Genomic DNA, 24,544 nt, shown 5'->3' on the forward strand with positions numbered 1-24,544 from the left:
ATGCGATGAGCGCGACCACGCACGCAGCAGTGACGACCACGCAGCAAATCCGCACGCCGTGGACCGAGTTCTGGCGCAAATTCAGACAACAACATGTGGCGATGATCGCAGCGGTATTCGTGCTGTTGCTGATCGTGATCGCGATCATCGCGCCGCTGATCGCGCCATACGATCCGGAGAATTATTTCGATTACGACGCGCTCAATGCGGGTCCGTCCGCCGCGCACTGGTTCGGTGTCGATTCGCTCGGCCGCGATATTCTCAGCCGCATACTCGTCGGCAGCCGCATCTCGTTGACGGCGGGTTTGCTGTCAGTGGTGATCGGCGCGGTGATCGGCACGTTCTTCGGCTTACTCGCGGGCTATTACGAAGGATGGTGGGATCGCATCGTCATGCGTATTTCCGACGTGTTATTCGCGTTTCCCGGTATCTTGCTGGCAATCGGCGTGGTGGCGATTCTCGGCAATGGCATGGTCAACGTCGTATGCGCCGTCGCAATCTTCAGTATTCCTGCGTTCGCGCGCCTCGTGCGCGGCAATACGCTTGTGCTCAAACATCTCACGTATATCGAGGCGGCGCGCAGCATTGGCGCGTCCGACTGGACGATCATCGCGCGACATATTCTGCCGGGCACGATTTCATCGGTGGTTGTGTACTTTACGATGCGTATCGGCACGTCAATCATCACGGCGGCGAGTCTCTCGTTCCTCGGACTCGGCGCGCAGCCGCCGACGCCCGAGTGGGGCGCGGTGCTCAACGAAGCACGCGCGGATATGGCAATGGCCCCGCACGTCGCCATCTTCCCGAGTCTGGCGATCTTCTTCACGGTGCTTGCCTTCAACCTGCTCGGCGACGGCCTGCGCGATGCGCTCGGTCCGAAGCTCGACCGGCCATGAGTTCGATCACCGATGTGCCCGGCGTCACGGTCGGTCACTGCACGCTCGATGCAGGCGCGATTCAAACCGGCGTCACGGTAATTCGTCCGCATCCGCATGACGTGTATCGCGCGAAAGTGCCGGCTGCATCGTGCGTGATAAACGGCTTCGGCAAGAGCGTCGGCTTGTTGCAAGTCGATGAACTCGGCGTGCTCGAAACGCCGATTGCGCTGACGAATACGTTCAGCGTGGGCACGATTGCGCAGGCGCAGATTCGCGCGGCTATTGAAGACAATCCGCAGATCGGGCGCGAGTGGGCGAGCGTGAATCCGCTGGTGTTCGAATGCAATGACGGCTATCTCAACGATATGCAGGCGTTCGCGGTCGAGCCGAAGCATTACGCAAACGCGCTCGCTTCGTGCAGCAAAACATTCGAACGCGGCGCGGCAGGCGCGGGGCGCGGCATGTCGTGTTTCGAACTCAAAGGCGGAATTGGTTCGGCATCCTGTGTAGATGTGTTATCAAACAACACGTACACAGTAGGCGCACTCGTGCTGGCCAACTTCGGCAAGCTGCCGCAACTCACAATCAAAGGCGATCCAGTCGGACAGCGGCTTCACGCATCGAGCGATAAAGCGCCTGAGCAAGGCTCGATCATCATGATCCTCGCCACCGACGCGCCGCTCGACGCGCGTCAACTGCGCCGCCTCGCGATGCGTTCCGCCGCCGGTCTTGCGCGCACTGGTTCGAGCTTCGGCCACGGCAGCGGCGATATCGCGCTGGCGTTTTCGACGGCGTACACCGTGCCGCACGATTCCACGTTCATCACAATCCCGCCGCTTATCAACGACATGCATCTCGATCCGCTATTCAACGCCGCCGCCGACAGCATCGAACACGCGATCCTCGATGCCTTGTACAGCGCCGAAACGGTGACCGGCCGCGACGGGCATCGACGGATATCACTCAGGGAAGCCATGAAGTCATGAAAGTGCTGATTTCCGTAGATATCGAAGGGATCGCGGGCGTGTTTCATCCCGAGCAGGCGCGCCCCGGCAATCCCGAATACGAACAGGCGCGCCGCTGGATGTCGCTCGAAGCGAACGCAGCCGTGCAGGGCGCATTCGATGGCGGCGCGTCGCAAGTCTGGGTCAATGATTCACACGGCGGCTTTCGCAATCTGCTGCCCGATCTGATCGACTCGCGCGCGCGTCTCGTGCTCGGCAAACCGCGCACGCTCGGCATGATGGCGGGACTCGAGGCATCGCCGGAATGTGTGTTCATGGTCGGTTATCACGCACGCGCGCAGAGTCGCGGCATTCTCGCGCACACGGTCAACAGCACGGCGTTCGCGCGCGTGATGCTCGACGGCGAAGAGGCGGGCGAAGCGGCGCTGTACGGCGCGCTCGCGAAAGAACGCGGCGCGCGCGTCGCGCTCTTGACGGGCGACGACGTCTTCGGCGCGGAGACCTTGCCCGCGTTTCCCGGCGCGCAATTCCTCTGCGTGAAGACCGCGCACGGCTATTCGAGCGGTATCACGGAAACCCCCGCGGCCGCCTGTGAGGCGATTCGCCGCGCGGCACAGGAGAGCATGGAAACATCACGTTCGATGACCCCGCCGCACGCAACGAGCCAGGCGCATCGCTGCGAAATCCGCGCGCAATCGACCGCGTTCGCTGATCTGTTTTGTCAGTGGCCGACGCTCGAACGCATCGACGCGGTCACGCTCGCTTTCGATGCCCCGAGCGCCGAACATATCGTGCGTACAATCAATTGCCTTTCGGCAATGTCTTTCATGTTGCGATGAACGCATCAAGTGTCGTTAAAATGGTGTTCTTGCTGCAACACGATCGCAGGCGACGTTCATGCACGACGTAAAGCTGGCACATAACGACGACACCGCGCTCGATCCCGCCGATCCGCAACTGGTCATGCGCGGTTCGCTGTTCATCGACGGTCACGAAGCGGGCTGTTGGGAAGCGCGGCGCGACGGCACGTGGGCCGCGCATCGGAAGCATGAGCAGAACTGGATCGTCGAGTCGAGCAAAGCGGCGCTGATCGAGCGGCTGGCTCATGCGGCCTAAGCGTGAAATAAGCGTGGCCTAAGCGTGGAATAAGCGTGACTTAACCCTTCAAACCAAGGTTGTCTACCGATGTATCTGTCGATCATCGCCGTGGGGATTGGCGGCGGGCTGGGCTCGCTGGCGCGTTGGGCGCTGGGCCTGCGCCTCAATACGATTTTTCCGAATCTGCCGCTCGGCACCTTTGCCGCCAATGTCATCGCCGGATACATCATCGGCGTGGCGGTCGCGTTCTTCGCGCGCTTTCCCGATATCTCCGTGGAGTGGCGTCTGTTCATCATCACAGGGCTGATGGGCGGCCTGTCAACGTTTTCCACATTCTCGGCGGAAGTGGTCGCGCATCTTCAGCAAGGGCGTTTCGGCTGGGCGCTGACGGAAATCGCGGCGCACGTGGGCGCGTCCTTGTTGATGACCGCGCTCGGAATCGCCACGGTCGCAGCAGCGAGCTGAACAATTCGTTCGCGATCCGAAGAATATCCGCGTAGTATCGCGTTCTCGTTTTCTTTTGTGCGTTCATCCACGATCAACGCTCCTCACCGCGCATCCGACGCGGCTTTTTTTTCTATTGCAATACAGAAGGTGATGAAATGCCCGAGCTTCCGCTTTTCGAAATCCGACCATACCGGGCGAGCGATCTCGATGAAGTAATCGAACTATTCGTCCGCTCGGTGCGAGAGATCGCCTCGATGGACTATACGCAGCCGCAGATCAAGGCGTGGGCGAAGGTGGACCGCGCCGAGTGGGAACAGGCGCGCATGAGCCGGCCGACGTGGGTCGCGATCAAAGACGGCCAGATTGCCGGTTTTATCGACCTGCAATCGAATGGTTTGATCGACATGTTGTTCGTGCATCCCGAGTTTCAGCGGCAGGGCGTAGCCACGGCGCTGCTCGCGCGCGTGGAAGCCGAAGCCGGCGAAGCGGATATGCCGGTGCTGCACACGTATTCCAGCCTGACCGCGCAAACGTTTTTCGAAATCAGCGGCTTTACCTTGCTGCTCGCGCGCAGTGTGGTGGTGCGCGGTGAACGCTTCGTGCAATGTGTCATGGAAAAGCGCCTTTAAGACGATCGTGCTCGTCTAGACAGGATGCGGGATAGCTCCAGGGCGCATTAGGAATATCCCGCATTTCCTCTTGTTTCGCTGTCTTTGCCCGTTTAGACTGAGGTCTGACTTGTATAGACAGGATGAAACATGATGATGCTCACGCCCGGAAAGCTCACGCTGCCGCAATTGCGCCAGATCGCACGCGGTTCGGACCCGCTGCAACTCGATCCGGCGAGCTTTGCCGCTATCGACGCAAGCGCGCAAGCGGTCGCGGCAATTGCCGCCAAGGGCGATCCGGCGTACGGCATCAACACGGGTTTCGGGCGGCTCGCCAATACGCATATTCCCGCTGATCAGCTCGAACTCTTGCAGCGCAATCTGGTGCTGTCGCACGCCGTGGGCGTCGGTGAGCCGATGTCGCGTCCGGTCGTGCGTTTGCTGATGGCGCTCAAACTGTCGAGCCTCGGGCGCGGTCATTCCGGCATCCGCCGCGAAGTGATCGACGCCCTCATCACGCTGTTCAATGCCGACGTGCTGCCGATCATTCCGGTGAAAGGCTCGGTCGGCGCATCGGGCGATCTCGCGCCGCTCGCGCATATGTCCACGGTGCTGCTGGGTCTGGGTGAGGTGACCATTCGCGGCGAACGCGCCAGCGCTATCGACGGTCTCGCCGTTGCAGGTCTCAAGCCGTTGACGCTGCAAGCCAAGGAAGGTCTGGCGCTGCTCAACGGCACGCAGGCATCCGCCGCGCTCGCGCTTTATAACCTCTTTGCAATCGAAGACTTGTTCCGCACCGGCCTGGTCGCGGGCGCGCTGTCGGTGGATGCCGCCGCCGGTTCCGTCGTGCCGTTCGACGCGCGTATTCACGAATTGCGCGGCCATCGCGGTCAGATGGATGCGGCGGCGGCGTATCGAACGTTGCTGGAAGGCTCGGGCATCAACCTGTCGCACGCCGATTGCGAGAAGGTGCAGGACCCGTACAGTCTGCGCTGCCAGCCGCAGGTAATGGGCGCGTGTCTCGATCAGATGCGCCACGCGGCCGATGTGCTGCTGATCGAATCGAACGCGGTTTCGGATAATCCGCTGATTTTCCCCGACACCGGCGAAGTGCTGTCAGGCGGAAATTTCCACGCAGAACCCGTCGCTTTCGCCGCCGATAACCTCGCGCTCGCCGCAGCGGAAATCGGCGCGCTGGCCGAGCGCCGTATCGCCTTGCTGATCGATGCCACCTTGTCCGGCCTGCCGCCGTTCCTCGTGCGCGACGGCGGCGTGAATTCCGGCTTTATGATCGCGCATGTGACGGCGGCGGCGCTCGCGTCCGAGAACAAGACGCTGGCGCATCCGGCTTCGGTGGATTCGCTGCCGACATCGGCGAATCAGGAAGATCATGTGTCGATGGCAACCTTTGCCGCACGCAAGCTCGGCGATATCGCCAGCAATACCGCGAATATTCTCGCCATCGAATTGCTGGCAGCGGCGCAGGGCGTCGATCTGCGCGCACCGCATCAGACCAGCGCGCGTCTGGCCGAGGTGATGAAAACCTTGCGCGCGCACGTGGCACACTACGACCTTGATCATTACTTCGCGCCGGATATCGCCGCCATCGCGACGCTCGTGCAGGACGGCGAGATTGCGAAGCACAGTCCGTTCGCGTTCACGTCGGAAATTCGTGGATGAGCACGCCTGCCTATCAGGAAATCAAGGACTATATTCTTCGACGCATTCACGGCGGCGAATGGCGCGAGGGCGATCAGGTGCCCTCCGAAAACGAATTGGCGCGCGAGTTCAAGGTCGCGCGCATGACGGTCAACCGCGCGTTGCGTGAGTTGACCGCCGAGCAGGTTCTCACGCGCGTGCAGGGCGCGGGCACTTTCGTCGCGCAGCCGAAATATGCATCGACACTTGTGGAGATTCGGAGCATTTCGGATGAGATCGCGGCGCGTGGGCATCGGTATAGCGCGAAGGTGCTGCATCTCGGCGCATCGATTGTCGATGAAACTCTGGGCGCGGAAATGCACCTGGCGCACGGCAGTCCGGTGTTTCACTCGCGCGTGCTGCACTTCGAAAACGACGAACCCGTGCAGATGGAAGAGCGCTACGTGAACCCGGTGCTTGCGCCCGAGTACGCGCGCCAAGACTTTACGACCATCACGCCGAATCAGTATTTGATGGTCGCCGCGCCCTTGCAGCGCGTGGAATATCGCATCGAAGCATCGATGCCGACAGCGGAAATTCGCCAGGCGCTGGCGATGGCCGAGCACGAACCGTGTTTGCTGCTGCATCGGCGGACATGGTCACGGGACGCGGTGGCGTCGGTGGTGAACCTCTGGCATCCGGGCGACCGGCATCAGTTCACCGGGCACTTCTGAGCGTCGCGCCGGCAATTCTGTCGTGAAGGTGGCGGTTTGCTGGCGAATCGGTAATGACGGGTTTGGGAGTCTTCCACCGCGTGTCGCCTTCAGTCGGATAAAAATATATAAAAATCAAATGCTTAGTGCGTGATCGCACGCCAGGGCTCCTCACGCACACGAAATGCATTATTGCAACGCCGACAAATATATTTCGTGCAAATTGGGGTTTTCCCCGAGACCTTCGCCTCCTAAACTTGTCTTCAAGCGAAACGAAATAAGAAACCGCTTAAAGACTTAAAGCGAATTTCTTCTTCCGGTTTCGATTTCAAAACAAGACTACTGGAGGTTCATCATGTTCAAGGCACTCGTTCCGGCACTCGTCATTGCTTCGGCTCTGGCCGCTCCGACTTTCGCGTTCGCACAAGACAACAGCAACGGCCCGGTGACCCGCGCCGAAGTCCGCGCCGATCTGGTTCGTCTGGAAAAGGCCGGCTACAACCCTTCGACGGATCGCGTCGATTATCCGAAGAACATTCAGGCAGCTGAAGCCCGCGTGAATGCGGATCAAGGCAATACGAGCTACGGCGGTTCGACGGCCGGTACGTCGGCATCGGGTCCGGCGCGTGCCAACCTGAATATGTCGGACCGTAATTCGGTTTACTTCGGTCATTAAGTTTTTCGACGTGCCGAAGTTGCAAGAGCAAGTCGCAGTGTAGGGTGTAGTAAGCAGTTGTAGGCAGTTGGCAGTTCAGCAGAAAGGGCAGTTGTTGCGAGAGAAGCAGGTGCAGTAGCTGTTGTAGCTGTAGCAGTACCGCAGTAGAAACGCCAGCAGCCAGAATGAGGCCGCTGGCGTTTTTTATGCCGATGCCTTCGGCGCCTGAATCATCTTCCAGCCGTTGCCCGCCGGATCGCGGAAGCCCGCATCGATGCTGCCATAGCGATCCATCGGCTCCTGCGTGAACTCGACGCCGCGCGTTTTCAGTTGCTCGTATGTCACGCGACAATCGGCGACGGCGAGCACCAGCGGCGGCATCGCGCCTTTGGCGACCATCGCGCGGAGCGTTTGCGCGGTGGCATCGTCGTGAATCGGCGCGCCGGGCGCGAACAGGCCGAGTTGAAACGACGGCTGTTCCGGATGCACGACGGTAAGCCATCGATACGGCCCGTTCTTCACATCCGTATGCACACGAAAACCGAGCTTATCGACATAAAACGCGAGCGCTTCGTCCTGGTCATCGACGTAAAGACCGACCACGCTGATACCTTGGTTCATGACACCTCCTCAGTTGATGGCGGAAGTGTAGTGCTCGCGTCGCCGCACCGCTTCTCCAAAACTGCGATGGTGAGATCCGGCCGTTGCGCGGCTTTCAGCACGCACGCCGGCACGCGATCGATCGACGTCATGTCTCCGCGCGATGCCGTACGCATTTCGCCCGGACTTTTTCCCGTGATATCGCGAAAAATGCGCCCGAACGTGCCGAGACTTTCCCAGCCCGTGGAGAACGCAATCTGCGTGATGCCGAGGTCGGTATCGCGTAACAAAGTAGTAGCCTGTTCGATACGCCGCGTCAGCAAATAGCGATGCGGCGGCAAGCCGAACGCCCGCTTGAACGACCGCGCAAAATGGCTTGCCGATACACCGCTCACTTCGGCCAGCCGCTCGACCGGCCACGCCTCATGCGAGGCCGCATCCATGCGATCTTTCGCACGCAACAAGCGACGCAAGAGCTTCGGATCTTCGAGCGCCGTCATCTTCTTTTCAACGATTCGACTTCGCGCCGCAAGCGCGAATCACAAGCCGCACGACTTCTTCGGTCTGCTCATCAAAACCCTTGCTTGTTAGCGCGCGTTTGCCTTTGAGCGCGCGAATCTGCGCGTCGAAATCCGCGTAATGCTGCGTGATGGCCCAGATCATGAACATGAACGTTTGCGGATCGACCGGCGCAAGCAGGCCGCGCTCGATCCAGTTTTGAATCACGGTGACGCGTGTGTCGAGCCACGGCTTCACGCGCTCGTTGAGAATGTCCTGCATATGATGCGCGCCGTGAATGATCTCGCTCGCCCACACTTTCGAACCAAGCGGCCGGCGGCGCGATAACTCCATTTTTGCGCGCACATATCCGCCGATCGCTTCGACCGGATCGTCGCTGCATTCGAAGGTATCTGCCGCGCGATGCCAGTCCTCGAACAAGTCTTCCAGCACCCGCCGATACAGCGCGAGCTTGGTCGGAAAGTAGTAATGCAGATTGGCTTTCGGCAGTCCGGCGCGCTCGGCGATCATCGCGGTACTCGCGCCTTCGAGGCCTTTTTCAGCAAATACGGCTTCCGCGCACAGCAGCAGTTGCGCTTCGTTGGTCTCGCGTATCTGCGCCTTGCGCCGCCGCAATGGTGGCGTCGGCGCTTCGCTTTCGGTGATATTTGCAGGCGCTTCGTCGTGTTTCATCGTCATGTCCGAATGCTTGGTGAGCCGCATCGTGCCTCATTCGCAGCGGTAATGCACGCCGCATTGCAGCGCTGATCCAGTGTGGTGCATCGCGATGCTGCAACGCAATGGCGTGCGCCTCGCTCTGTGCGCCCGCTCCCACGGACTTTTGAAAAGACATTGCGTTGCTTATTTTAATCGGCTAAAACCTGTCCAGTCGGACAAGTTTTGCAGAGAAAAAAGCATGCGCCACGACGCGTGCGCGAAAGCAGGTTCCCTCACAGTCGAAGTCCTGTCGTAAGGAGCGAGGCGAATGAACGTGGTTTCGGATGCAATCAGAGAGGCTGGTCTCGATACGTCCATCAAGGTCAACGGTCAGCGGCTGTGGGACAGCCTGATGACGATGGCGAAGATCGGCGCGACCCCGAAGGGCGGCGTCTGCCGTCTCGCATTGACCGATCTGGATAAGGAAGGGCGCGATCTTATCGTTAGTTGGGCGAAGGAAGCCGGCTGCACGGTAAGCGTCGATCAAATGGGCAACGTCTTTATGCGCCGCGCGGGCCGCAATCCGGACGCGCTGCCGGTCATGACCGGTCCGCATGCGGATTCGCAGCCGACGGGCGGACGTTTCGATGGCATTTACGGCGTGCTCGGCGGTCTCGAAGTGATTCGGACTCTGAACGATCTGTCGATCGAAACCGAGCATCCGGTCGAAGTCGTGATATGGACCAACGAGGAAGGATCGCGTTTCGCGCCTGCCATGGTCGCATCGGGCGTATTCGCGGGCGTGTTTTCGCTCGATTACGGCCTGTCGCGTAAAGATGTCGATGGCAAGACTATCGGCGAGGAATTGAAGCGAATCGGCTATGCGGGCGATGTGCCGTGTGGCGGGCGCAAGCTGCATGCGGCGTTCGAACTGCATATTGAACAAGGGCCGATTCTCGAAGCGGAAGACAAGACGATTGGCGTCGTCACGGATGCGCAAGGCCAGCGCTGGTATGAAATCACGCTGACGGGACAGGAGGCGCACGCCGGTCCTACGCCGATGCCGCGTCGCAAAGACGCCTTGCTTGGCGCGGCGCGCGTGGTGGATCTGGTGAATCGCATTGGATTGGATAACGCGCCGCTTGCCTGCGCGACGGTCGGCATGATGCAGGTGCATCCGAATTCACGCAACGTGATTCCGGGCCGCGTATTCTTCACCGTCGATTTTCGCCATCCTGATGATGCCGTGCTCGCACGCATGGATGCCGCGTTGCGAGAAGGCGTTCAGCGTATCGCTGGTGAAATTGGTTTGGATACCGAACTAGAGCAAATTTTCTACTACGAGCCGATCAAGTTCGATGCCGCGTGTGTTGCGTCCGTGCGCGCGGCGGCGCAGCGCTTCGGCTATTCGCATCGCGATATGGTTTCAGGCGCAGGACACGATGCGTGTTATCTCTCGAAAGTCGCGCCGACATCGATGGTGTTCGTGCCTTGCGTCGATGGCATCAGTCATAACGAAATCGAAGACGCATCGCAGGAATGGATCGAAGCTGGCGCGAACGTGCTGCTTTACGCCATGCTCGAACGGGCTTCTTAAGCGCTTCTGTTTTATCGATTGATCGAACCGTCCGCACGCTTTAGTGCGGACGGAGAGCACGAATACGTCCTTAAAAAAGGAACGCGTATGACCCACAAAACCATCGCCTGCGAATTCGCGGACGTCGCGCCTTTGCTCGATGCAAGCGCCGCCGCTGCCGCAGCAAGCCGCTGTCACTATTGCTACGACGCGCCCTGCATTCAGGCATGTCCCACGCAAATCGATATTCCCGGTTTTATCCGCAAGATCGGCAACGGCAATTTAAAAGGCGCAGCTGTCGATATTCTTTCGGCGAATCCGCTTGGCGGCGCGTGCGCGCGCGTATGCCCGACCGAGATTCTGTGCGAAGGTAGTTGCGTGCGCAATCATGAGGGCGACGAGGCGGTGAGTATCGGCAAATTGCAGCGGCATGCAGCCGATTGGGCGATGGCGCGCGGCGAACCGCTGTTCAGGCGTGCGCCTGAAACGGGGCGACGTATAGCGATTATCGGTGCAGGTCCGGCGGGACTCGCGTGTGCATCGAAACTCGCTTTGGCAGGCCATCAAGCCATTATTTTCGATGCGCGCGCCAAACCCGGTGGTCTCAACGAATACGGTATCGCGGCTTATAAAGTGGTCGAAGACTTTGCGCAGCGCGAGATCGAATGGCTTTATTCGATGGGCGGCATCGAAATAAAAACGGGGCTTGCGCTCGGCCGCGACTTTACGCTCGATGAATTGCGCAAGCAGTATGACGCGGTGTTCATCGCGTTCGGTTTGGGCGGCGTGCGTGAACTCGCACTGGATGGCGAGTCATTGCAAGGCGTGATGAACGCGGTCGATTTCATCGAACAAGTGCGTCAGGCGGATGATCTCGAGCGCGTGCCGGTCGGACGTCGCGTGGTCGTGATCGGCGGCGGCAATACAGCCGTCGATGCCGCCGTGCAGAGCCGCAAACTTGGCGCGACTTCGGTGACGATGGTGTATCGGCGTGGCGTGAAGAATATGGGCGCGACATGGGCCGAACAGGAGTTCGCGCAGACCAATGGCGTGACCATCGTCACGCATGCGAAGCCGGTGCGATTGATCGGCGAAAAGGGCTTGATTCAGGGCGTGGAATTCGAACGCGATAACGAACGCTTCGTGATTGAAGCCGATATGGTGCTGAAAGCGATCGGACAAACGCTCGTTCCGATTGGTGTCGATAAAGAATTGCTGACGCTCGACGGCAGCCGCATTGTCACCGATGAAAACCGTCAGACCACGCTCGCGAAAGTCTGGGCCGGGGGCGATTGCGCCACGCACGAAGGACTCGATCTCACCGTGCAAGCCGTGCAGGACGGCAAGCTCGCGGCGGCGTCCATCGATGCATCGTTCGAACTGACGGCCATCAAAGCCGCCTGATAAAAGGAGACCACGAACATGGCCGATCTTCGCTGCAATATCGCTGGCATTACCTCACCGAATCCGTTCTGGCTTGCGTCTGCGCCGCCGACCGATAAAGCCTACAACGTCAATCGCGCATTCGAAGCGGGCTGGGGCGGCGTCGTATGGAAAACGCTCGGACTCGATCCGCATGTGGTGAATGTGAGTTCGCGTTACGGCGCGGTGCAATGGAACGGACAACGTATCGCAGGACTGAATAATATCGAGCTGATTACGGATCGTCCGCTCGATGTGAATCTGCGCGAAATAGAACAGGTTAAACGCGACTGGCCCGATCGCGCAATGATCGTCTCGTTGATGGTGCCGTGCAACGAGCAAGACTGGAAATGGATTCTCGCGCAAGTGGAAGACACCGGCGCGGATGCGGTCGAACTGAATTTTGGCTGTCCGCATGGCATGAGCGAGCGTGGCATGGGTTCAGCGGTGGGCCAAGTGCCCGAGTATGTCGAGATGGTCACGCGCTGGGTCAAGGAGAGCACGAAAATGCCGTGCCTCGTGAAGCTCACGCCGAATATCAGCGATATTCGCATGAGTTCGCGCGCGGCCTTCAAGGGTGGCGCGGACGGTGTGTCGCTCATCAACACGATCAATTCGATCGTCGCGGTCGATCTCGATCAGATGGCGCCGATGCCAACCGTCGATGGCAAAGGCACGCACGGCGGTTATTGCGGCCCTGCAGTCAAGCCGATTGCGCTGAATATGGTGGCCGAAATCGCGCGCGATCCCGAAACGCCGGGCCTGCCGATATCGGGTATAGGCGGAATCTCGTCGTGGCGCGATGCAGCCGAATTCATGGTGCTCGGTGCAGGCAGCGTTCAAGTGTGTACCGCCGCCATGCACTACGGATTCCGAATCGTTTCCGATTTTGCAGATGGCCTCTCGAACTGGATGGACGAAAAAGGCTACGCCACGCTCGACGATATTTGCGGCCGCGCCGTGCCGAACGTCACCGACTGGAAATATCTCAACCTCAAATACGACATCAAGGCGCGCATCGATCAGGACAAGTGCATTCAGTGTGGACTGTGTCATATCGCTTGCGAAGACACATCGCATCAGGCCATTCTCAAAGAAAAGGACGGCAAGCGTCATTTCGAAGTGGTCGATTCGGAATGCGTGGGCTGCAATCTGTGCATGCACGTATGTCCGGTCGAACAATGCATCACCATGGAACGTGTCGATGCCGGCGAATATGCCAACTGGACCACGCATCCGAACAATCCCGCGCGCGTAGACGCGGAAGAAACTGCAAACAAAGCAAAAGCAGCAGCATAAAAAACGAAGCGCTCGTCATTCGAACCCACTACTGGAACTGGAGTGCATCCGATGAAGCAGACAGCGCATGACGTCGAGGCGAGCAGCTTATATAACGACGATCTTGCACCGACCGGCCCCGCGCAGCGCACCTGGAAGTGGTATCACTTCGCGGCGCTGTGGGTCGGCATGGTGATGAATATCGCGTCGTACATGCTGGCGGCCGGATTGACGGAGCAGGGCATGTCGCCGTGGCAGGCGGTCGTAACCGTGTTGCTCGGCAACGTAATCGTGCTTGTGCCGATGCTGTTGATCGGTCACGCGGGCGCGAAGCACGGCATTCCTTACGCGGTGCTGGTGCGCTCGTCGTTCGGCACGCAAGGGGCGAAGTTGCCAGCGTTGCTGCGCGCGATCGTCGCGTGCGGATGGTATGGAATCCAAACTTGGTTGGGCGGAAGCGCGATCTATACGCTGGCGAATATTCTCACCGGCAACGCATTGCACGGCGGGGCGTTGCCGTTTCTCGATATCTCCATCGGCCAGCTTGCGTGTTTCCTTGTGTTCTGGGCCTTGCAGATTTACTTCATCGTGCACGGTACGGATTCGATTCGTTGGCTCGAAAGCTGGTCCGCGCCGATCAAAGTGGTGATGTGTATCGCGTTGGTGTGGTGGGCGACGAGCAAGGCGGGCGGTATCGGCTCGATGCTTTCTGCGCCTTCGCAGTTCGTGGCGGGCGGCAAGAAAGAGGGCTTGTTTTGGGCCACATTCTGGCCGGGCCTTACCGCGATGGTCGGTTTCTGGGCGACGCTCGCGCTCAATATTCCCGACTTCACGCGATTCGCACGCTCGCAACGCGATCAGGTGATTGGTCAGTCGATCGGTTTGCCCGCGCCAATGGCTTTGCTCTCTGTGATCTCCGTCGTGGTGACATCGGCAACCGTCGTGATCTACGGCAAGGCTATCTGGGACCCGATCGATCTGACCAGCCGCATGACGGGCATCGGCGTGGGGATTGCACTCATCATCCTGACGCTGGATACGATGTGCTGCAATCTCGCGGCGAATCTAGTCGGTCCTGCTTATGATTTTTCGAGTCTGTGGCCGAAGGGTATTTCGTATCGCGCGGGCGGCATGATTACCGCGACCATCGCCATTGTGATGATGCCGTGGAAGATTCTCGCCACCACGCAGGGTTATATCTTCACGTGGCTGGTCGGTTACTCTGCGCTGCTCGGCCCGGTCGCGGGCATCATGATGGTCGATTACTTCTTTATTCGCGGCACGGAATTGGATCAGCGCGAGTTGTTCGAGGAAGACGGCGAATACTCGTATAGCGGCGGCTGGAATGTGGCGGCGATCGTGGCGCTGGTGATCGGCGTGCTGCCTAATTTGCCGGGCTTTCTGCATACGGCGTTTCCGGCATCGTTCCCCGGCGTGCCCGCGTTTTTCAACACGATCTATACCTATGCCTGGTTCGTCGGACTCGTGCTCGCAGCGCTCGTATATGGATGCTGGATGAAATTACGTGGAAGCCCACGTACCGGAATGCTGGGTGTTTAAACAGGGGAGGAACCGAGACATGCCAACCTTAATTCGCGGCGGCACCATAATCGATGCAGACCGCACGTATCGCGCCGACGTGCTGTGCGCCGACCCGCAAGCGGGCGGCACGATTCTGGCGATCGGCGAGAACATCGACGCCCCGGCCGATACGCAGATTATCGATGCAGGCGGCCAGTACGTGATGCCTGGCGGCATCGATCCGCACACGCATATGGAACTGCCCTTCATGGGCACGACCGCAAGCGACGACTTCTATACCGGCACCGCAGCGGGCTTGTCGGGCGGCACGACGAGTATCATCGACTTTGTCATTCCGAGTCCTAAGCAACCGCTGATGGCTGCGTTCAAGGAGTGGCGCGGATGGGCAGAGAAGGCGTCGTCGGATTACGGCTTTCATGTGGCGGTGACGTGGTGGGATGAGTCCGTTCATCGCGATATGGGTTTGCTGGTGCATGAACACGGTGTATCCAGTTTCAAGCATTTCATGGCCTATAAAAACGCGATCATGGCCGATGATGAAGTGCTGGTGAATAGCTTTACGCGTTCGCTCGAACTCGGCGCATTGCCGACCGTGCATGCGGAAAACGGCGAACTCGTGTTCCAGCTTCAGAAGCAATTGCTGGCGAAGGGTTTTCGCGGGCCGGAAGCGCATCCGTTGTCGCGGCCGCCGGAAGTGGAGGGCGAAGCGGCGAATCGCGCGATACGCATCGCGCAAGTGCTGGGCGTGCCGATCTACATCGTGCATGTATCGGCGAAAGATGCGGTCGATGTGATTGCGCGCGCGCGTAACGAAGGTCAGCGTGTGTTCGGCGAAGTGCTGCCGGGGCATTTGGTTATCGACGAATCGGTCTATAGCGATAAGGACTGGACGCGTGCCGCTGCGCATGTGATGAGCCCGCCGTTCCGTACGAGCGAGCATCGCGAGGCGCTGTGGCGCGGGCTGCAATCGGGCCAGCTTCATACGACGGCAACGGATCATTGCGTGTTCTGCGCATCGCAGAAAGCGATGGGCCGCGAAGACTTCACTCGGATTCCTAACGGATGCGGCGGTGTGGAAGATCGTATGTCGGTGCTGTGGCATCACGGTGTCAATATGGGGCGTCTCACGCCGAACGAATTCGTGCGCGTGACATCGACGAATGCGGCGCAGATTTTCAATTTGTATCCGCGTAAAGGTGCGGTGCAGGTCGGCGCGGATGCGGATCTCGTCGTGTGGGATCCAAACGCGACGCGCACGATTTCGGTGAACACGCATCATCAGAAAGTGGATTTCAATGTCTTCGAAGGCATGACGGTGCAAGGCGTGGCAATGCACACGCTCACACGCGGCGCGCTCGCCTGGACTGATGGCGATCTGCGCGCAGTACGCGGCGCAGGGCAATATTTGAAGCGTCCACCGAACGCGTCGTACTTCGAAGCGGCGCGTGTGATGAACAAGCTGAAGGAGCCGCATCCGATCGAGCGTTGAACATGATCGACACGATGCCCCTTGCATGCCGACATGCGCGGGGTATCGGCACATTTGCGCGCCTGCAAGCATAATGGCGCGCATGCGAAACACTCTCGCGCTTGCCGCGCTCCTCTTCGTTTCATCCGCCGCGAGTGCCGCGAATCCCAACGCGCTCTGGCAGATCGTCCACGACTATTGCGAGCCGGCCGCCGAAGGCGAAGCGGTTCAGCAGAAGTGCGCCGACGTGAATCTCGCGGACGGTTATGCGGTGCTCAAAGACCTCGTAGGCATCGCGCAATATCTGTTGATTCCGACCGCGCGCGTGAGCGGCATCGAAAGTCCTTTGTTGCTGGATGCGAACGTGCCGAACTACTGGCGCGCGGCGTGGCAATCACGCACTTATGTCGATGCGAAACTCAAGCGCACGCTGCCGCGCGATGAAGTCTCGCTCGCGATCAACTCGGCCAGCGGACGCACGCAGAATCAACTGCATATTCATATCGATTGTCTGGCCGCGGACGTGGCGCGCACGCTGCGTGAAGTCGGACCGACGATCGGCACAGAATGGAAGCCGCTGCCGGTGCGATTGCGCGGGCATATCTACAGCGCCATGCGTATCGACGACGCCGACCTCGACCATACCGATCCGTTCAAACTCGTCGCACCGTATGCCGCGCAACGCGGCGAAACGATGGGCGCGCAGACCTTGATGCTCGTCGGCGCATACCGAAGCGATGGCGCGCCCGCGTTCTATTTGCTCAACGATCACGTTCAGCCGGGAGACTGGGCGTCATCGGAAGAGTTGCAGGATCACACCTGCGCATTGGCCGAACGGCCGAGGTGATAAATCTCGTGGCTTGTTGAAGAATGAAATGACACGAACGGTTCGGAGTTCGGATGAAAAAACATTCGAATTTCAGAGTTTTCGGAACTTGTCACTTCACTTTTTGGCGACCACAATGAATGCACATCTACATCACGTTTGATCCGGTGAAGGACGCGGTGAATCGCGCTCAGCATGGCATATCGCTAGGCGTTGCGCGCGAGATCGCATGGGACGACGCCGTCTGTTGGGACGATGAGCGTCAAGATTATGGCGAGGTTCGAGAAGTGGGTTTGGGCCCACTTCAGGGCCGGACTTTTTGCGTGGTTTTCACGCGCAGGAATGATGCGCTGCGCATTATCAGTTTGCGTCGCGCGAATGACAGGGAGAAGAATCAATATGAACGAAGCATGGTGGAACTACGAACCGGGCTCGCCGGAGGAAGAAGCGGCGATCCAACGCGGCATAGCGATGGACCCCGACACATACGACCTTTCCGATCCGAACATCGTGCTAAAACCCTTCCGCCGGTGGAGGACTGATCTACCGGGCTGCGAGGTCGAAGAGGGAGGCTGAAACTCGCGCATTAGCCATTCGGTCTAGGTGTAAAACAGAGTGGTTTGCTGAAGAATGAAGTGGCGGAAATATTTCGGATGACGAAGGTTATTCGATTAATTCGGCGTCTTCAATTCATTCTTCGGCGACCACAATGAATGCACATCGAGATAACGTTTGATCCGGTTAAAGACGCGATGAATCGTATCCAGCATGGCTTCCCACTTGATCTCGCCCGCGAGATCAAGTGGAATGAACTCATGTATTGGGTGGATGAACGTCGCGATTATGGTGAGGTCCGGGAAGTCGGCTACGTGCCGTTTCTGGACACTATTTTTTGCGTGGTATTCACGCGTAGACATACCGCGCTGCGCATTATCAGCTTGCGTCGCGCGAACGACAGAGAGAAAAATCGCTATGCACGAAATCTGGAAAAACATTCAGCCCAACTCGCCCGAGGAAGAAGCCCGAATCCAACGGGGAATCGACATGGACCCGACAACCTACGTCCTTACCGACGAGGAGTTCCAGCAACTAAGGCCATTCCGGATTCGACCGAGTGAGGCTTTCGACGTGTTTCCCGAAACGAGTTAGGACGCGGCACGTACCGCCGTCCGGTGCGGAAACACCCGAGGCATCACACAATCGACGTGTGCCTCGGGCAGCACGCGCCTCAACGTGCGTAACGTAAAAGCCACGTCCTCCGTTGCAACGTCGAATTCGAGGCGCAGCGCGCAAGCTTCGCGCTGCGCCGCGCTGACATATAGACCGAGTGGCGAGTGGAACAATTGGCGCATGCGTTCTTGCAAGATATCGTCGTCGGCGAATTGGGCGCGGGCGAGCATGCGCACGCGCTGACAAGCGCCGTGATGATGACCTGCAGCCCAGGCGAGTGACATATCCATGATCGTGCTCCTTCTCGTTGTTCTGAAGGAAAGCATAAGCCGCGCCGAATCAAGGCCCCGCTAAGACTGGCGTCACGCGTATAAAAAACGCGTTAATCCTGGCGTGACACGCAGTGTCAATCGAACCCCGGAAAAACCGCATCGTCCGGACCGATCGACGCAGGCGATTTCCACGTTGCATCGCGCATCGAATGGCCGACCTGATGCTCGACGCCCAGCAGTGTCGCGAAGATTGCCATGCGAACTGCAATGCCGTTGTCGGTTTGCCGAAAGATTGCGAGGCGCGAGTCGTGGTTGAGGTCGGTGGCGAGATCGTTCGCGCCGGGGCGGCTGTCGCGTGGCAGCGGGTGCATGATCATGGTATCGCGTCCGCAGACTTCGTCAACGAGCGCCTGATTGATCTGGAAGTCCGGCGTATAGCCTTCGATCGACTCGTCGGCGAATCGCTCTTTCTGGATGCGCGTGGCGTAGACCACATCGGCGCCCGCGAGTCCTGCACGCAGGTCGGTGGTTTGTTCGATCACGTGATCGCCATGTGCGAGGCGATCGATAATGTACGACGGCATTTCCAGCGAGCGCGGCGACACGAGCGTGAATTTGAGGCCCTTGTATAGCGACAGCAACTTGGCGAGCGAATGCACCGTGCGACCGTATTTCAGATCACCGACCATCGCGATATGCGCGCCATCGACGATCTTGCCGAGCCGCGAAAACTCGCGCTGAATGGTGTAGAGATCGAGCAGCGCCTGACTCGGGTGTTCGCCGGGACCATCTCCCGCGTTGATCACGGGAATGTTGGTCGCGCGCGCGAATTCGGCTAGCGAACCTTGCTCGGGATGCCGCACGACAATGGCGTCCGCATAACCGCTGATTACGCGGCTGGTGTCGTAGATGGATTCGCCTTTTGCCATCGACGAGAAGGTGAAGCCGGTTGTGTCGCAGACCGAACCGCCGAGGCGGCAGAACGCGGAGCCGAAGCTCACGCGCGTACGCGTACTCGCTTCGAAAAAGAGATTGGCGAGCACCGCGCCTTCGAGCACGCGCGTAATTTTCCGGCGACGCGCGATGGGTTGCATCATGTCTGCGGTGCGGAACAGCGCTTCGGCGGAATCACGCGAGAACTGGTCGATGGAGATCAGTTGCGGCCGGCCTTCGAATTCGATCGGATGATATACGCTCTGCGTAGCGCCTTCGCCAGCGGGCATGCCGTTGAGGATTTCGCCGACATACCGCGCCGCGATTTCCGGCATCGCGCGGGATTCGGGCGAATCGTCCGGCAAGAGCCACGTGTCGAGCGCACGCCGCGTTACGCCGATGCGAGAAGCGAACGCATCGCGGGTCATGTTCAGACGCCGCATGGCGTCGCGAAGGACGGTTTGTTGTTGGCTCATGGAACGCTCCGGTATGTACGCGGAGCGTATATTAGGTCACTCGCCGATCAGATGCAAGACGAGTTCGCGCTGATGCTGCTCCGTGCGATGCTCGAACACGTAAATGCCCTGCCACACGCCGAGCACCATGCGCCCGGCTTCGACGGGAATCGAAAGCTGAACGGTGGTGAGGGCGGTGCGCAGATGCGCGGGCATATCGTCGGGGCCTTCGGCGTCGTGTACGTAGCGGCCCGGCGATTCCGGCGCGACCGCTTCGAAATAGCGTTCGAGGTCGGTGCGCACGTCGGGATCGGCGTTTTCCTGAATCAGCAGCGACGCCGAGGTGTGTCGGCAGAACAGTGTCAGCAGGCCGGTGCGGATATCCTGAAGATCGATCCAGTTTTCGATCTCGCGGGTGACTTCGTGCAGGCCGCGCGAGCCTGTCGCGAGCGTCAGGTGGTGGAGTGCCTGTTTCATGTCGGTCTTGGTTCGGAAATGAATGATACATCGGACAGTGTATCGGCTTGGCGGGTCAACGGTTTGTCGAAAGGTGGCGAGGATGAAAGGCTATTTTCTATTCGGCGCACTCGCGATCGCACTCCCGGCCATCGCTGGCGACGCCGCACGCCTCAACCACGGCGACGATCCTTTCATCCACGTATCGAACGCGATTCCAAACTGCGCCACGCCGCGCGGTCCGTTCGAAACCGATCAGGAATGGCTGGACGAAGCGCATTACCGCATCGAACGCGGCAATAGCTGCTGGATTGCCGGTCGATGCCGCCTGTCGAACGGCTATCTCTATGACAAGGAAATTGCGGAAAGCGTGACGCGGCGGCTGAACTCGCTGAACGCATCGCTGCAATGGCGCGATAAAACCAGCCTCTGGCTCACCATCCAGCGCCGCTTCATTTATGTCGATGGCTGCGTCGCGCGCGATTTCGACCGCGCGCATTTCGTCTCCGCGCTGGGCGAAACCGCCGATGTCGAACGCGTGATCGATCGCACCACGATCCATCCGTGAGATTTGGCCTAAGCTGGAAGCATGAGCAAGAGACTGTGTCGTTTCCTCAGATGCGCGCTGCTCGCGTTCGTTATCGGATGTGCAGCGCAGAAGGCGAATGCCGCCGCGCCCGTCGTGGTGATTCCGCTGTCGGGCGCGATCGGACCAGCAAGCGCCGATTTCGTCGTGCGCTCGCTCGCCCGCGCCGCCGATGAGCACGCGCAACTCGCCGTGCTCCAGCTCGACACACCCGGCGGCCTCGATCAGTCCATGCGCGCGATCATCCAGGCGATTCTCGCGTCGCCCGTGCCGGTGGCGACGTTTATCGCGCCGAGCGGGGCGCGGGCGGCGAGCGCGAGCACTTACATTCTGTACGCCAGCCACATCGCCGCCATGGCGCCCGGCACCAATCTCGGCGCGGCCACGCCTATCCAGCTTGGATCGGACAAGGCCGCGAGTGAATCGACGGAAACGCGCAAGCAGATTCAGGACGCCGCCGCCTATATCCGCGGACTGGCGCAACTGCGCGACCGCAACGTGCAATGGGCGGAACGCGCGGTGCGCGAGGCGGTTGCGTTATCGGCGAGCGAAGCGCTGGAACAGAAGGTCATCGATCTGACTGCTTCTGACGTGAACGACTTGCTCAACAAGCTCGACGGCAAACACGTCCGCACGACCGCCGGCGATGTCACGCTCAACACCAAAGACGCGGCCCGCATCGTGCTGAATCCCGATTGGCGCAGCCGCTTTCTCGCGACCATTACCGACCCGAGTATCGCGCTGATTCTGATGATGATCGGCCTCTACGGCCTGTTCTTCGAATTCGCCAATCCGGGTTTCGTGCTGCCGGGCGTCGCGGGCGCGATCTGTCTGCTGGTCGGCGCGTTCGCGTTGCAACTGTTGCCGATCAGTTTCGTCGGGCTCGGGCTGATCGTGTTCGGCCTCGGCTGTCTGGTCGCGGAGATGTTCCTGCCGACGTTTGGCACGCTCGGCATCGGCGGAATCGTGGCGTTCGGGATAGGCGCGTTGATGCTGATCGATACCGACGTGCCCGGCTTCGGCATTCCGATTGGCGTGATCATCGGTGTGGCGTTGGTGACGGCGCTGTTCGTGTTCACCGTGTCCGGGCTGGCGCTGAAGGCGCGCAGGCGGCCTGTGGTGAGCGGCGGCGAGGCGATGCTCGGCAGCATCGGCGTGATGCTCGACGATGGCTGGGCGCAAGTGCATGGGGAACGCTGGCGCGTGGAAAGCGCGGCATCGGATAAGCAGCCGGAAAAAGGCGATCGCGTGCGCGTGACGGCGCGTCACGGACTCACGCTGAGCGTCGAACCAATGAGAGGCGACTAAATGGGCATGACCTTCGGATTCAGCGGCATCATTCTGGCGCTCGTGATGATCGTGGTGCTGTCGGCGGTGAAAATTTTTCGGGAGTACGAGCGTGGCGTGGTGTTTATGCTCGGGCGCTTCTGGAAGGTGAAAGGGCCGGGGCTGGTGTTGATCGTGCCAGCTGTGCAGCAAGTGGTGCGCATGGACCTGCGCACCGTCGTGTTCGATGTCCCGCCGCAAGACGTGATTACGCGCGACAACGTATCGGTGAAGGTGAATGCGGTGGTGTATTTTCGCGTCGTCGATCCGGAAAAGGCCGTGATTCAGGTGGCGCGCTTTCTCGAAGCGACCAGTCAACTCGCGCAAACCACCTTACGCGCGATTCTCGGCAAGCACGAACTCGACGAGTTGCTTTCCGAGCGCGAGCGCCTGAACGCCGATATCCAGCGCGTGCTCGATGCACAAACGGATGCGTGGGGCATCAAGGTATCGAACGTGGAAATCAAGGATGTCGATATCAACGAGACGATGATTCGCGCCATTGCCCGGCAGGCCGAAGCGGAGCGCGAGCGGCGCGCGAAGATCATTCATGCGGAAGGCGAATTGCAGGCATCGGAGAAGCTGTTGCAGGCGGCGCAGATGCTCGCGCAGGCACCGCAAGCGATGCAACTGCGCTATCTGCAAACCTTGACGACGATCGCCGGTGACAAGAATTCGACGATCGTGTTTCCGGTGCCGGTCGATCTCGTCAGCGCCGTGATCGACCGGTTCAGCAAGCCTTAAACGAGAGCGGGAAAGTCCAGCGTCGTATCGTTGACGCGGTTCACGAGGTTGGTGAAGTTGATCACGCTCATCGCGAACAGCGCTTCGATGACTTGCTGTTCCGTGTAACCGGCTTCGCGCACCGCGTTCAACACTTCTTGATCGACGGTGCCGCTCGTATTCGCCACGGTCCGCACGAAGCGCACGAGCGCATCACGCTTGGCGTTGCCGGTCGCTTCGCCCGCGCGGATTTGCTGCGTTTGCGCCTGCGTCAGACCGACCATCTTGCCGACGACCGTGTGCGCGGCGGCACAGTAATCACAACCCGCAATTTCGCTGACGGCCAATTTGATCGCTTCGACATCGGCTTTTTCCAGGCTGCTTTTGGCGAGAATGGCATCGCCGGAAAGCGTGGCGCCGAGCGCAGCGGGGCTATGCGAGCCGATCGCCGCGTAAGCGTTCGGCACGCGTCCGGCGGCTTTCTTGATGGCGGCAAACAGATCGGCGGTGACGCCCGTGGCTTCGTTGACGTTGATTTGGGAAAGACGTGACATGGTGTGCTCCTTGGTTCAGTGGGTGCCATCGGATGGCGTGAGTGAACTTTAGGCGCACACCGCTCCGGCGTGAATGCGCGGGAGGCTCGCAAAACCGCGCAATCGTCTCAATCGCTGTAGAGTGTCGATCCATGGACTATCTCACCAGCCTTCGCGTGTTCTGCACGGTCGTCGAAGCCAAGAGCTTCGCCCGTGCCGCCGATATCCTCGGGCTGTCGCCGCCGGTGGTATCGCGCGCCATCGCCGGACTGGAACAGCGACTGGGCAGCCGATTGTTCAATCGGACCACGCGGCAAATCTCGCTGACGGAAACCGCCGAGCGCTTTTTCTCGGACTGCTCGCGCCTGCTCGACGAACTTCAGGCAATGGAAGAGCGCGCCGGGAATCGTTCGAGCGAGGCGACGGGCTTGTTGCGTCTGGTCGCGCACACCACGGTCATGATGAATCGGTACGCGCCCTTGATCGCGGATTTCCGCCGCGCGCATCCGCATGTGCGGCTCGATGTGACGTTGACCGAACGGCCCGTCGATCTCGTCGGCGAAGGTTACGATCTGGCGATCGTGCTGCCGTTCATGTTGACGACGGACACGGTCGTCACGCGTCAACTCGAAATCATTCCGCAGGTGCTGGTAGCAAGTCCCGCGTATCTGGAAACCCATCCCGCGCCGCGCCATCCGTCCGAACTGGTCGATCACGCCTTCGTCGCCATTTCTTCGTCGATACGCAAACCGTCGCTGACGTTTCGCATCGGCGGGGAAGAGGTGCTGGTGCCGCTGAATTACGATATCTCGTCGAACAGCGCCGTGTTCAATCGCGAGATGGTGGTGCAGGGCTTCGGTATCGGCGTATTGCCGAGTGCGCTGATCGAGCGCGAAGTGGAAGCGGCGCGGCTGGTCAGATTGCTCGATGCCTACGAGCTGATCGGTGCCGTCACCGATATCCGTCTCGCCTACAGCACGCGCGCGCTCTTGCCCGCGAAAGTGCGCGCGTTCGTCGAACATGCGGTGCGTTTTTGCGCCGAACAGCCTTATGTGCTGGGCGAATCCATCCGCGCGCCGCTGCCGCAAAACTGATTCTTGCCACGCCTGAACGCAACGCCCCGGCGATTCTTGTCGCCAGCGTTATTGTCTCGTGTCTTCAGCACGCGTTGACCTGGTGCATCGGCGCAACTACTCTTCCGGACTATGACGGGCAGCGAAA

At 59.8% G+C, this 24,544-nt stretch carries 28 protein-coding genes and 1 pseudogene; 22 read left to right on the forward strand and 7 right to left on the reverse strand.

What is annotated here, in order from left to right:
- Positions 1-5: 5 nt before the first annotated feature.
- The 9 genes from gsiD (at position 6) to P7F28_RS13525 (ending at position 7,023) form a co-directional block, all read left to right on the forward strand.
- Positions 6-896 (forward strand): glutathione ABC transporter permease GsiD, encoded by an 891-nt coding sequence (gsiD, locus tag P7F28_RS13485; RefSeq protein WP_277185012.1) that lies wholly within the window; start codon positions 6-8, stop codon positions 894-896.
- A complete protein-coding gene (locus tag P7F28_RS13490; RefSeq protein WP_277185013.1) occupies positions 893-1,864 on the forward strand; it encodes a P1 family peptidase in 972 nt (323 codons plus the stop codon). Before gsiD ends, P7F28_RS13490 begins: the two co-directional genes overlap by 4 nt.
- Positions 1,861-2,682: a M55 family metallopeptidase gene (locus P7F28_RS13495; protein ID WP_277185014.1), complete on the forward strand. Its 822-nt coding sequence runs from the start codon at positions 1,861-1,863 to the stop codon at positions 2,680-2,682. Before P7F28_RS13490 ends, P7F28_RS13495 begins: the two co-directional genes overlap by 4 nt.
- A gap of 58 nt (positions 2,683-2,740) precedes the next feature.
- Positions 2,741-2,959: a hypothetical protein gene (locus P7F28_RS13500; RefSeq protein WP_277185015.1), complete on the forward strand. Its 219-nt coding sequence runs from the start codon at positions 2,741-2,743 to the stop codon at positions 2,957-2,959.
- A gap of 69 nt (positions 2,960-3,028) precedes the next feature.
- Positions 3,029-3,406: a fluoride efflux transporter CrcB gene (gene crcB / locus P7F28_RS13505; RefSeq protein WP_277185016.1), complete on the forward strand. Its 378-nt coding sequence runs from the start codon at positions 3,029-3,031 to the stop codon at positions 3,404-3,406.
- Positions 3,407-3,543: 137 nt separating this feature from the next.
- Entirely contained in the window at positions 3,544-4,017 is a 474-nt protein-coding gene (locus P7F28_RS13510; RefSeq protein ID WP_277185017.1) for a GNAT family N-acetyltransferase, read from the forward strand.
- A gap of 129 nt (positions 4,018-4,146) precedes the next feature.
- A complete protein-coding gene (hutH, locus tag P7F28_RS13515; RefSeq protein ID WP_277185018.1) occupies positions 4,147-5,676 on the forward strand; it encodes a histidine ammonia-lyase in 1,530 nt (509 codons plus the stop codon).
- Positions 5,673-6,368, forward strand: a complete 696-nt coding sequence (hutC, locus tag P7F28_RS13520; protein ID WP_277185019.1) for a histidine utilization repressor — start codon at positions 5,673-5,675, stop codon at positions 6,366-6,368. Before hutH ends, hutC begins: the two co-directional genes overlap by 4 nt.
- Before the next feature lie 334 nt (positions 6,369-6,702).
- Positions 6,703-7,023, forward strand: a complete 321-nt coding sequence (locus P7F28_RS13525; protein WP_277185020.1) for a DUF4148 domain-containing protein — start codon at positions 6,703-6,705, stop codon at positions 7,021-7,023.
- Between the two features lie 183 nt (positions 7,024-7,206).
- Here the strand turns inward: P7F28_RS13525 and P7F28_RS13530 are convergent, their stop codons facing one another.
- Genes P7F28_RS13530 through P7F28_RS13540 form a run of 3 tightly spaced genes read right to left on the reverse strand, consistent with a single transcriptional unit; the run spans position 7,207 to position 8,793 of the window.
- On the reverse strand, positions 7,207-7,623 hold the full coding sequence (locus tag P7F28_RS13530; protein WP_277185021.1) for a VOC family protein: 417 nt from the start codon (positions 7,621-7,623) through the stop codon (positions 7,207-7,209).
- Complete coding sequence (locus P7F28_RS13535) at positions 7,620-8,102, reverse strand: helix-turn-helix domain-containing protein (RefSeq protein WP_277185022.1); 483 nt, start codon at positions 8,100-8,102, stop codon at positions 7,620-7,622. The genes P7F28_RS13530 and P7F28_RS13535 overlap by 4 nt, the downstream gene beginning before the upstream one ends.
- A 7-nt stretch (positions 8,103-8,109) precedes the next feature.
- Positions 8,110-8,793, reverse strand: a complete 684-nt coding sequence (locus P7F28_RS13540; protein ID WP_277185159.1) for a TetR/AcrR family transcriptional regulator — start codon at positions 8,791-8,793, stop codon at positions 8,110-8,112.
- A 292-nt stretch (positions 8,794-9,085) separates the two neighbouring features.
- Between P7F28_RS13540 and P7F28_RS13545 the strand changes: the two genes are divergently transcribed.
- The 9 genes and pseudogenes from P7F28_RS13545 to P7F28_RS13585 all read left to right on the forward strand — a co-directional run bounded on the left by P7F28_RS13545 (position 9,086) and on the right by P7F28_RS13585 (position 17,987).
- Entirely contained in the window at positions 9,086-10,354 is a 1,269-nt protein-coding gene (locus P7F28_RS13545; protein ID WP_277185023.1) for a Zn-dependent hydrolase, read from the forward strand.
- An 87-nt stretch (positions 10,355-10,441) separates the two neighbouring features.
- Positions 10,442-11,737, forward strand: a complete 1,296-nt coding sequence (locus P7F28_RS13550; protein WP_277185024.1) for an NAD(P)-dependent oxidoreductase — start codon at positions 10,442-10,444, stop codon at positions 11,735-11,737.
- Between the two features lie 18 nt (positions 11,738-11,755).
- Positions 11,756-13,054, forward strand: a complete 1,299-nt coding sequence (gene preA / locus P7F28_RS13555; RefSeq protein ID WP_277185025.1) for an NAD-dependent dihydropyrimidine dehydrogenase subunit PreA — start codon at positions 11,756-11,758, stop codon at positions 13,052-13,054.
- A 51-nt stretch (positions 13,055-13,105) separates the two neighbouring features.
- Positions 13,106-14,593: an NCS1 family nucleobase:cation symporter-1 gene (locus P7F28_RS13560; protein ID WP_277185026.1), complete on the forward strand. Its 1,488-nt coding sequence runs from the start codon at positions 13,106-13,108 to the stop codon at positions 14,591-14,593.
- A 19-nt stretch (positions 14,594-14,612) separates the two neighbouring features.
- Positions 14,613-16,064 (forward strand): dihydropyrimidinase, encoded by a 1,452-nt coding sequence (gene hydA / locus P7F28_RS13565; RefSeq protein WP_277185027.1) that lies wholly within the window; start codon positions 14,613-14,615, stop codon positions 16,062-16,064.
- Positions 16,065-16,137: 73 nt separating this feature from the next.
- Complete coding sequence (locus P7F28_RS13570; RefSeq protein WP_277185028.1) at positions 16,138-16,890, forward strand: CDP-diacylglycerol diphosphatase; 753 nt, start codon at positions 16,138-16,140, stop codon at positions 16,888-16,890.
- Positions 16,891-17,009: 119 nt separating this feature from the next.
- Positions 17,010-17,246 (forward strand): annotated as a pseudogene (locus tag P7F28_RS13575) (BrnT family toxin); the annotation flags it as partial.
- 22 nt (positions 17,247-17,268) lie between these two features.
- The gene (locus P7F28_RS13580) at positions 17,269-17,445 is read left to right on the forward strand and encodes a hypothetical protein (RefSeq protein WP_277185162.1); all 177 of its coding nucleotides are present in this window, start codon (positions 17,269-17,271) and stop codon (positions 17,443-17,445) included.
- Between the two features lie 137 nt (positions 17,446-17,582).
- The gene (locus P7F28_RS13585) at positions 17,583-17,987 is read left to right on the forward strand and encodes a BrnT family toxin (RefSeq protein WP_277185029.1); all 405 of its coding nucleotides are present in this window, start codon (positions 17,583-17,585) and stop codon (positions 17,985-17,987) included.
- Positions 17,988-18,014: 27 nt separating this feature from the next.
- On the opposite strand, the gene P7F28_RS13590 is transcribed toward P7F28_RS13585, so the two are convergent.
- The 3 genes from P7F28_RS13590 to P7F28_RS13600 form a co-directional block, all read right to left on the reverse strand.
- The gene (locus tag P7F28_RS13590) at positions 18,015-18,365 is read right to left on the reverse strand and encodes a hypothetical protein (RefSeq protein ID WP_277185030.1); all 351 of its coding nucleotides are present in this window, start codon (positions 18,363-18,365) and stop codon (positions 18,015-18,017) included.
- An 80-nt stretch (positions 18,366-18,445) separates the two neighbouring features.
- A complete protein-coding gene (locus P7F28_RS13595) occupies positions 18,446-19,720 on the reverse strand; it encodes an aspartate carbamoyltransferase (RefSeq protein ID WP_277185031.1) in 1,275 nt (424 codons plus the stop codon).
- Between the two features lie 36 nt (positions 19,721-19,756).
- On the reverse strand, positions 19,757-20,176 hold the full coding sequence (locus P7F28_RS13600; protein WP_277185032.1) for a secondary thiamine-phosphate synthase enzyme YjbQ: 420 nt from the start codon (positions 20,174-20,176) through the stop codon (positions 19,757-19,759).
- Between the two features lie 82 nt (positions 20,177-20,258).
- Between P7F28_RS13600 and P7F28_RS13605 the strand changes: the two genes are divergently transcribed.
- Genes P7F28_RS13605 through P7F28_RS13615 form a run of 3 tightly spaced genes read left to right on the forward strand, consistent with a single transcriptional unit; the run spans position 20,259 to position 22,811 of the window.
- Positions 20,259-20,723 carry a BON domain-containing protein gene (locus tag P7F28_RS13605; protein ID WP_277185033.1) on the forward strand — a complete coding sequence of 155 codons (465 nt, stop codon included), beginning with the start codon at positions 20,259-20,261 and terminating at the stop codon, positions 20,721-20,723.
- Between the two features lie 21 nt (positions 20,724-20,744).
- Positions 20,745-22,049: a nodulation protein NfeD gene (locus P7F28_RS13610; protein WP_277185034.1), complete on the forward strand. Its 1,305-nt coding sequence runs from the start codon at positions 20,745-20,747 to the stop codon at positions 22,047-22,049.
- Positions 22,050-22,811 carry a slipin family protein gene (locus P7F28_RS13615; protein ID WP_277185035.1) on the forward strand — a complete coding sequence of 254 codons (762 nt, stop codon included), beginning with the start codon at positions 22,050-22,052 and terminating at the stop codon, positions 22,809-22,811.
- Here the strand turns inward: P7F28_RS13615 and P7F28_RS13620 are convergent.
- On the reverse strand, positions 22,808-23,344 hold the full coding sequence (locus tag P7F28_RS13620; protein WP_277185036.1) for a carboxymuconolactone decarboxylase family protein: 537 nt from the start codon (positions 23,342-23,344) through the stop codon (positions 22,808-22,810). The two genes, P7F28_RS13615 and P7F28_RS13620, sit on opposite strands and share 4 nt — an antisense overlap.
- A 131-nt stretch (positions 23,345-23,475) precedes the next feature.
- Here P7F28_RS13620 and P7F28_RS13625 point away from each other — a divergent pair, with 131 nt between their 5' ends.
- Positions 23,476-24,417 (forward strand): LysR family transcriptional regulator, encoded by a 942-nt coding sequence (locus tag P7F28_RS13625; RefSeq protein WP_277185037.1) that lies wholly within the window; start codon positions 23,476-23,478, stop codon positions 24,415-24,417.
- Positions 24,418-24,544: the final 127 nt, after the last annotated feature.

Origin of the sequence: Caballeronia sp. BR00000012568055 (assembly GCF_029439455.1) — a bacterium.
Classification (GTDB): Bacteria; Pseudomonadota; Gammaproteobacteria; order Burkholderiales; family Burkholderiaceae; genus Caballeronia.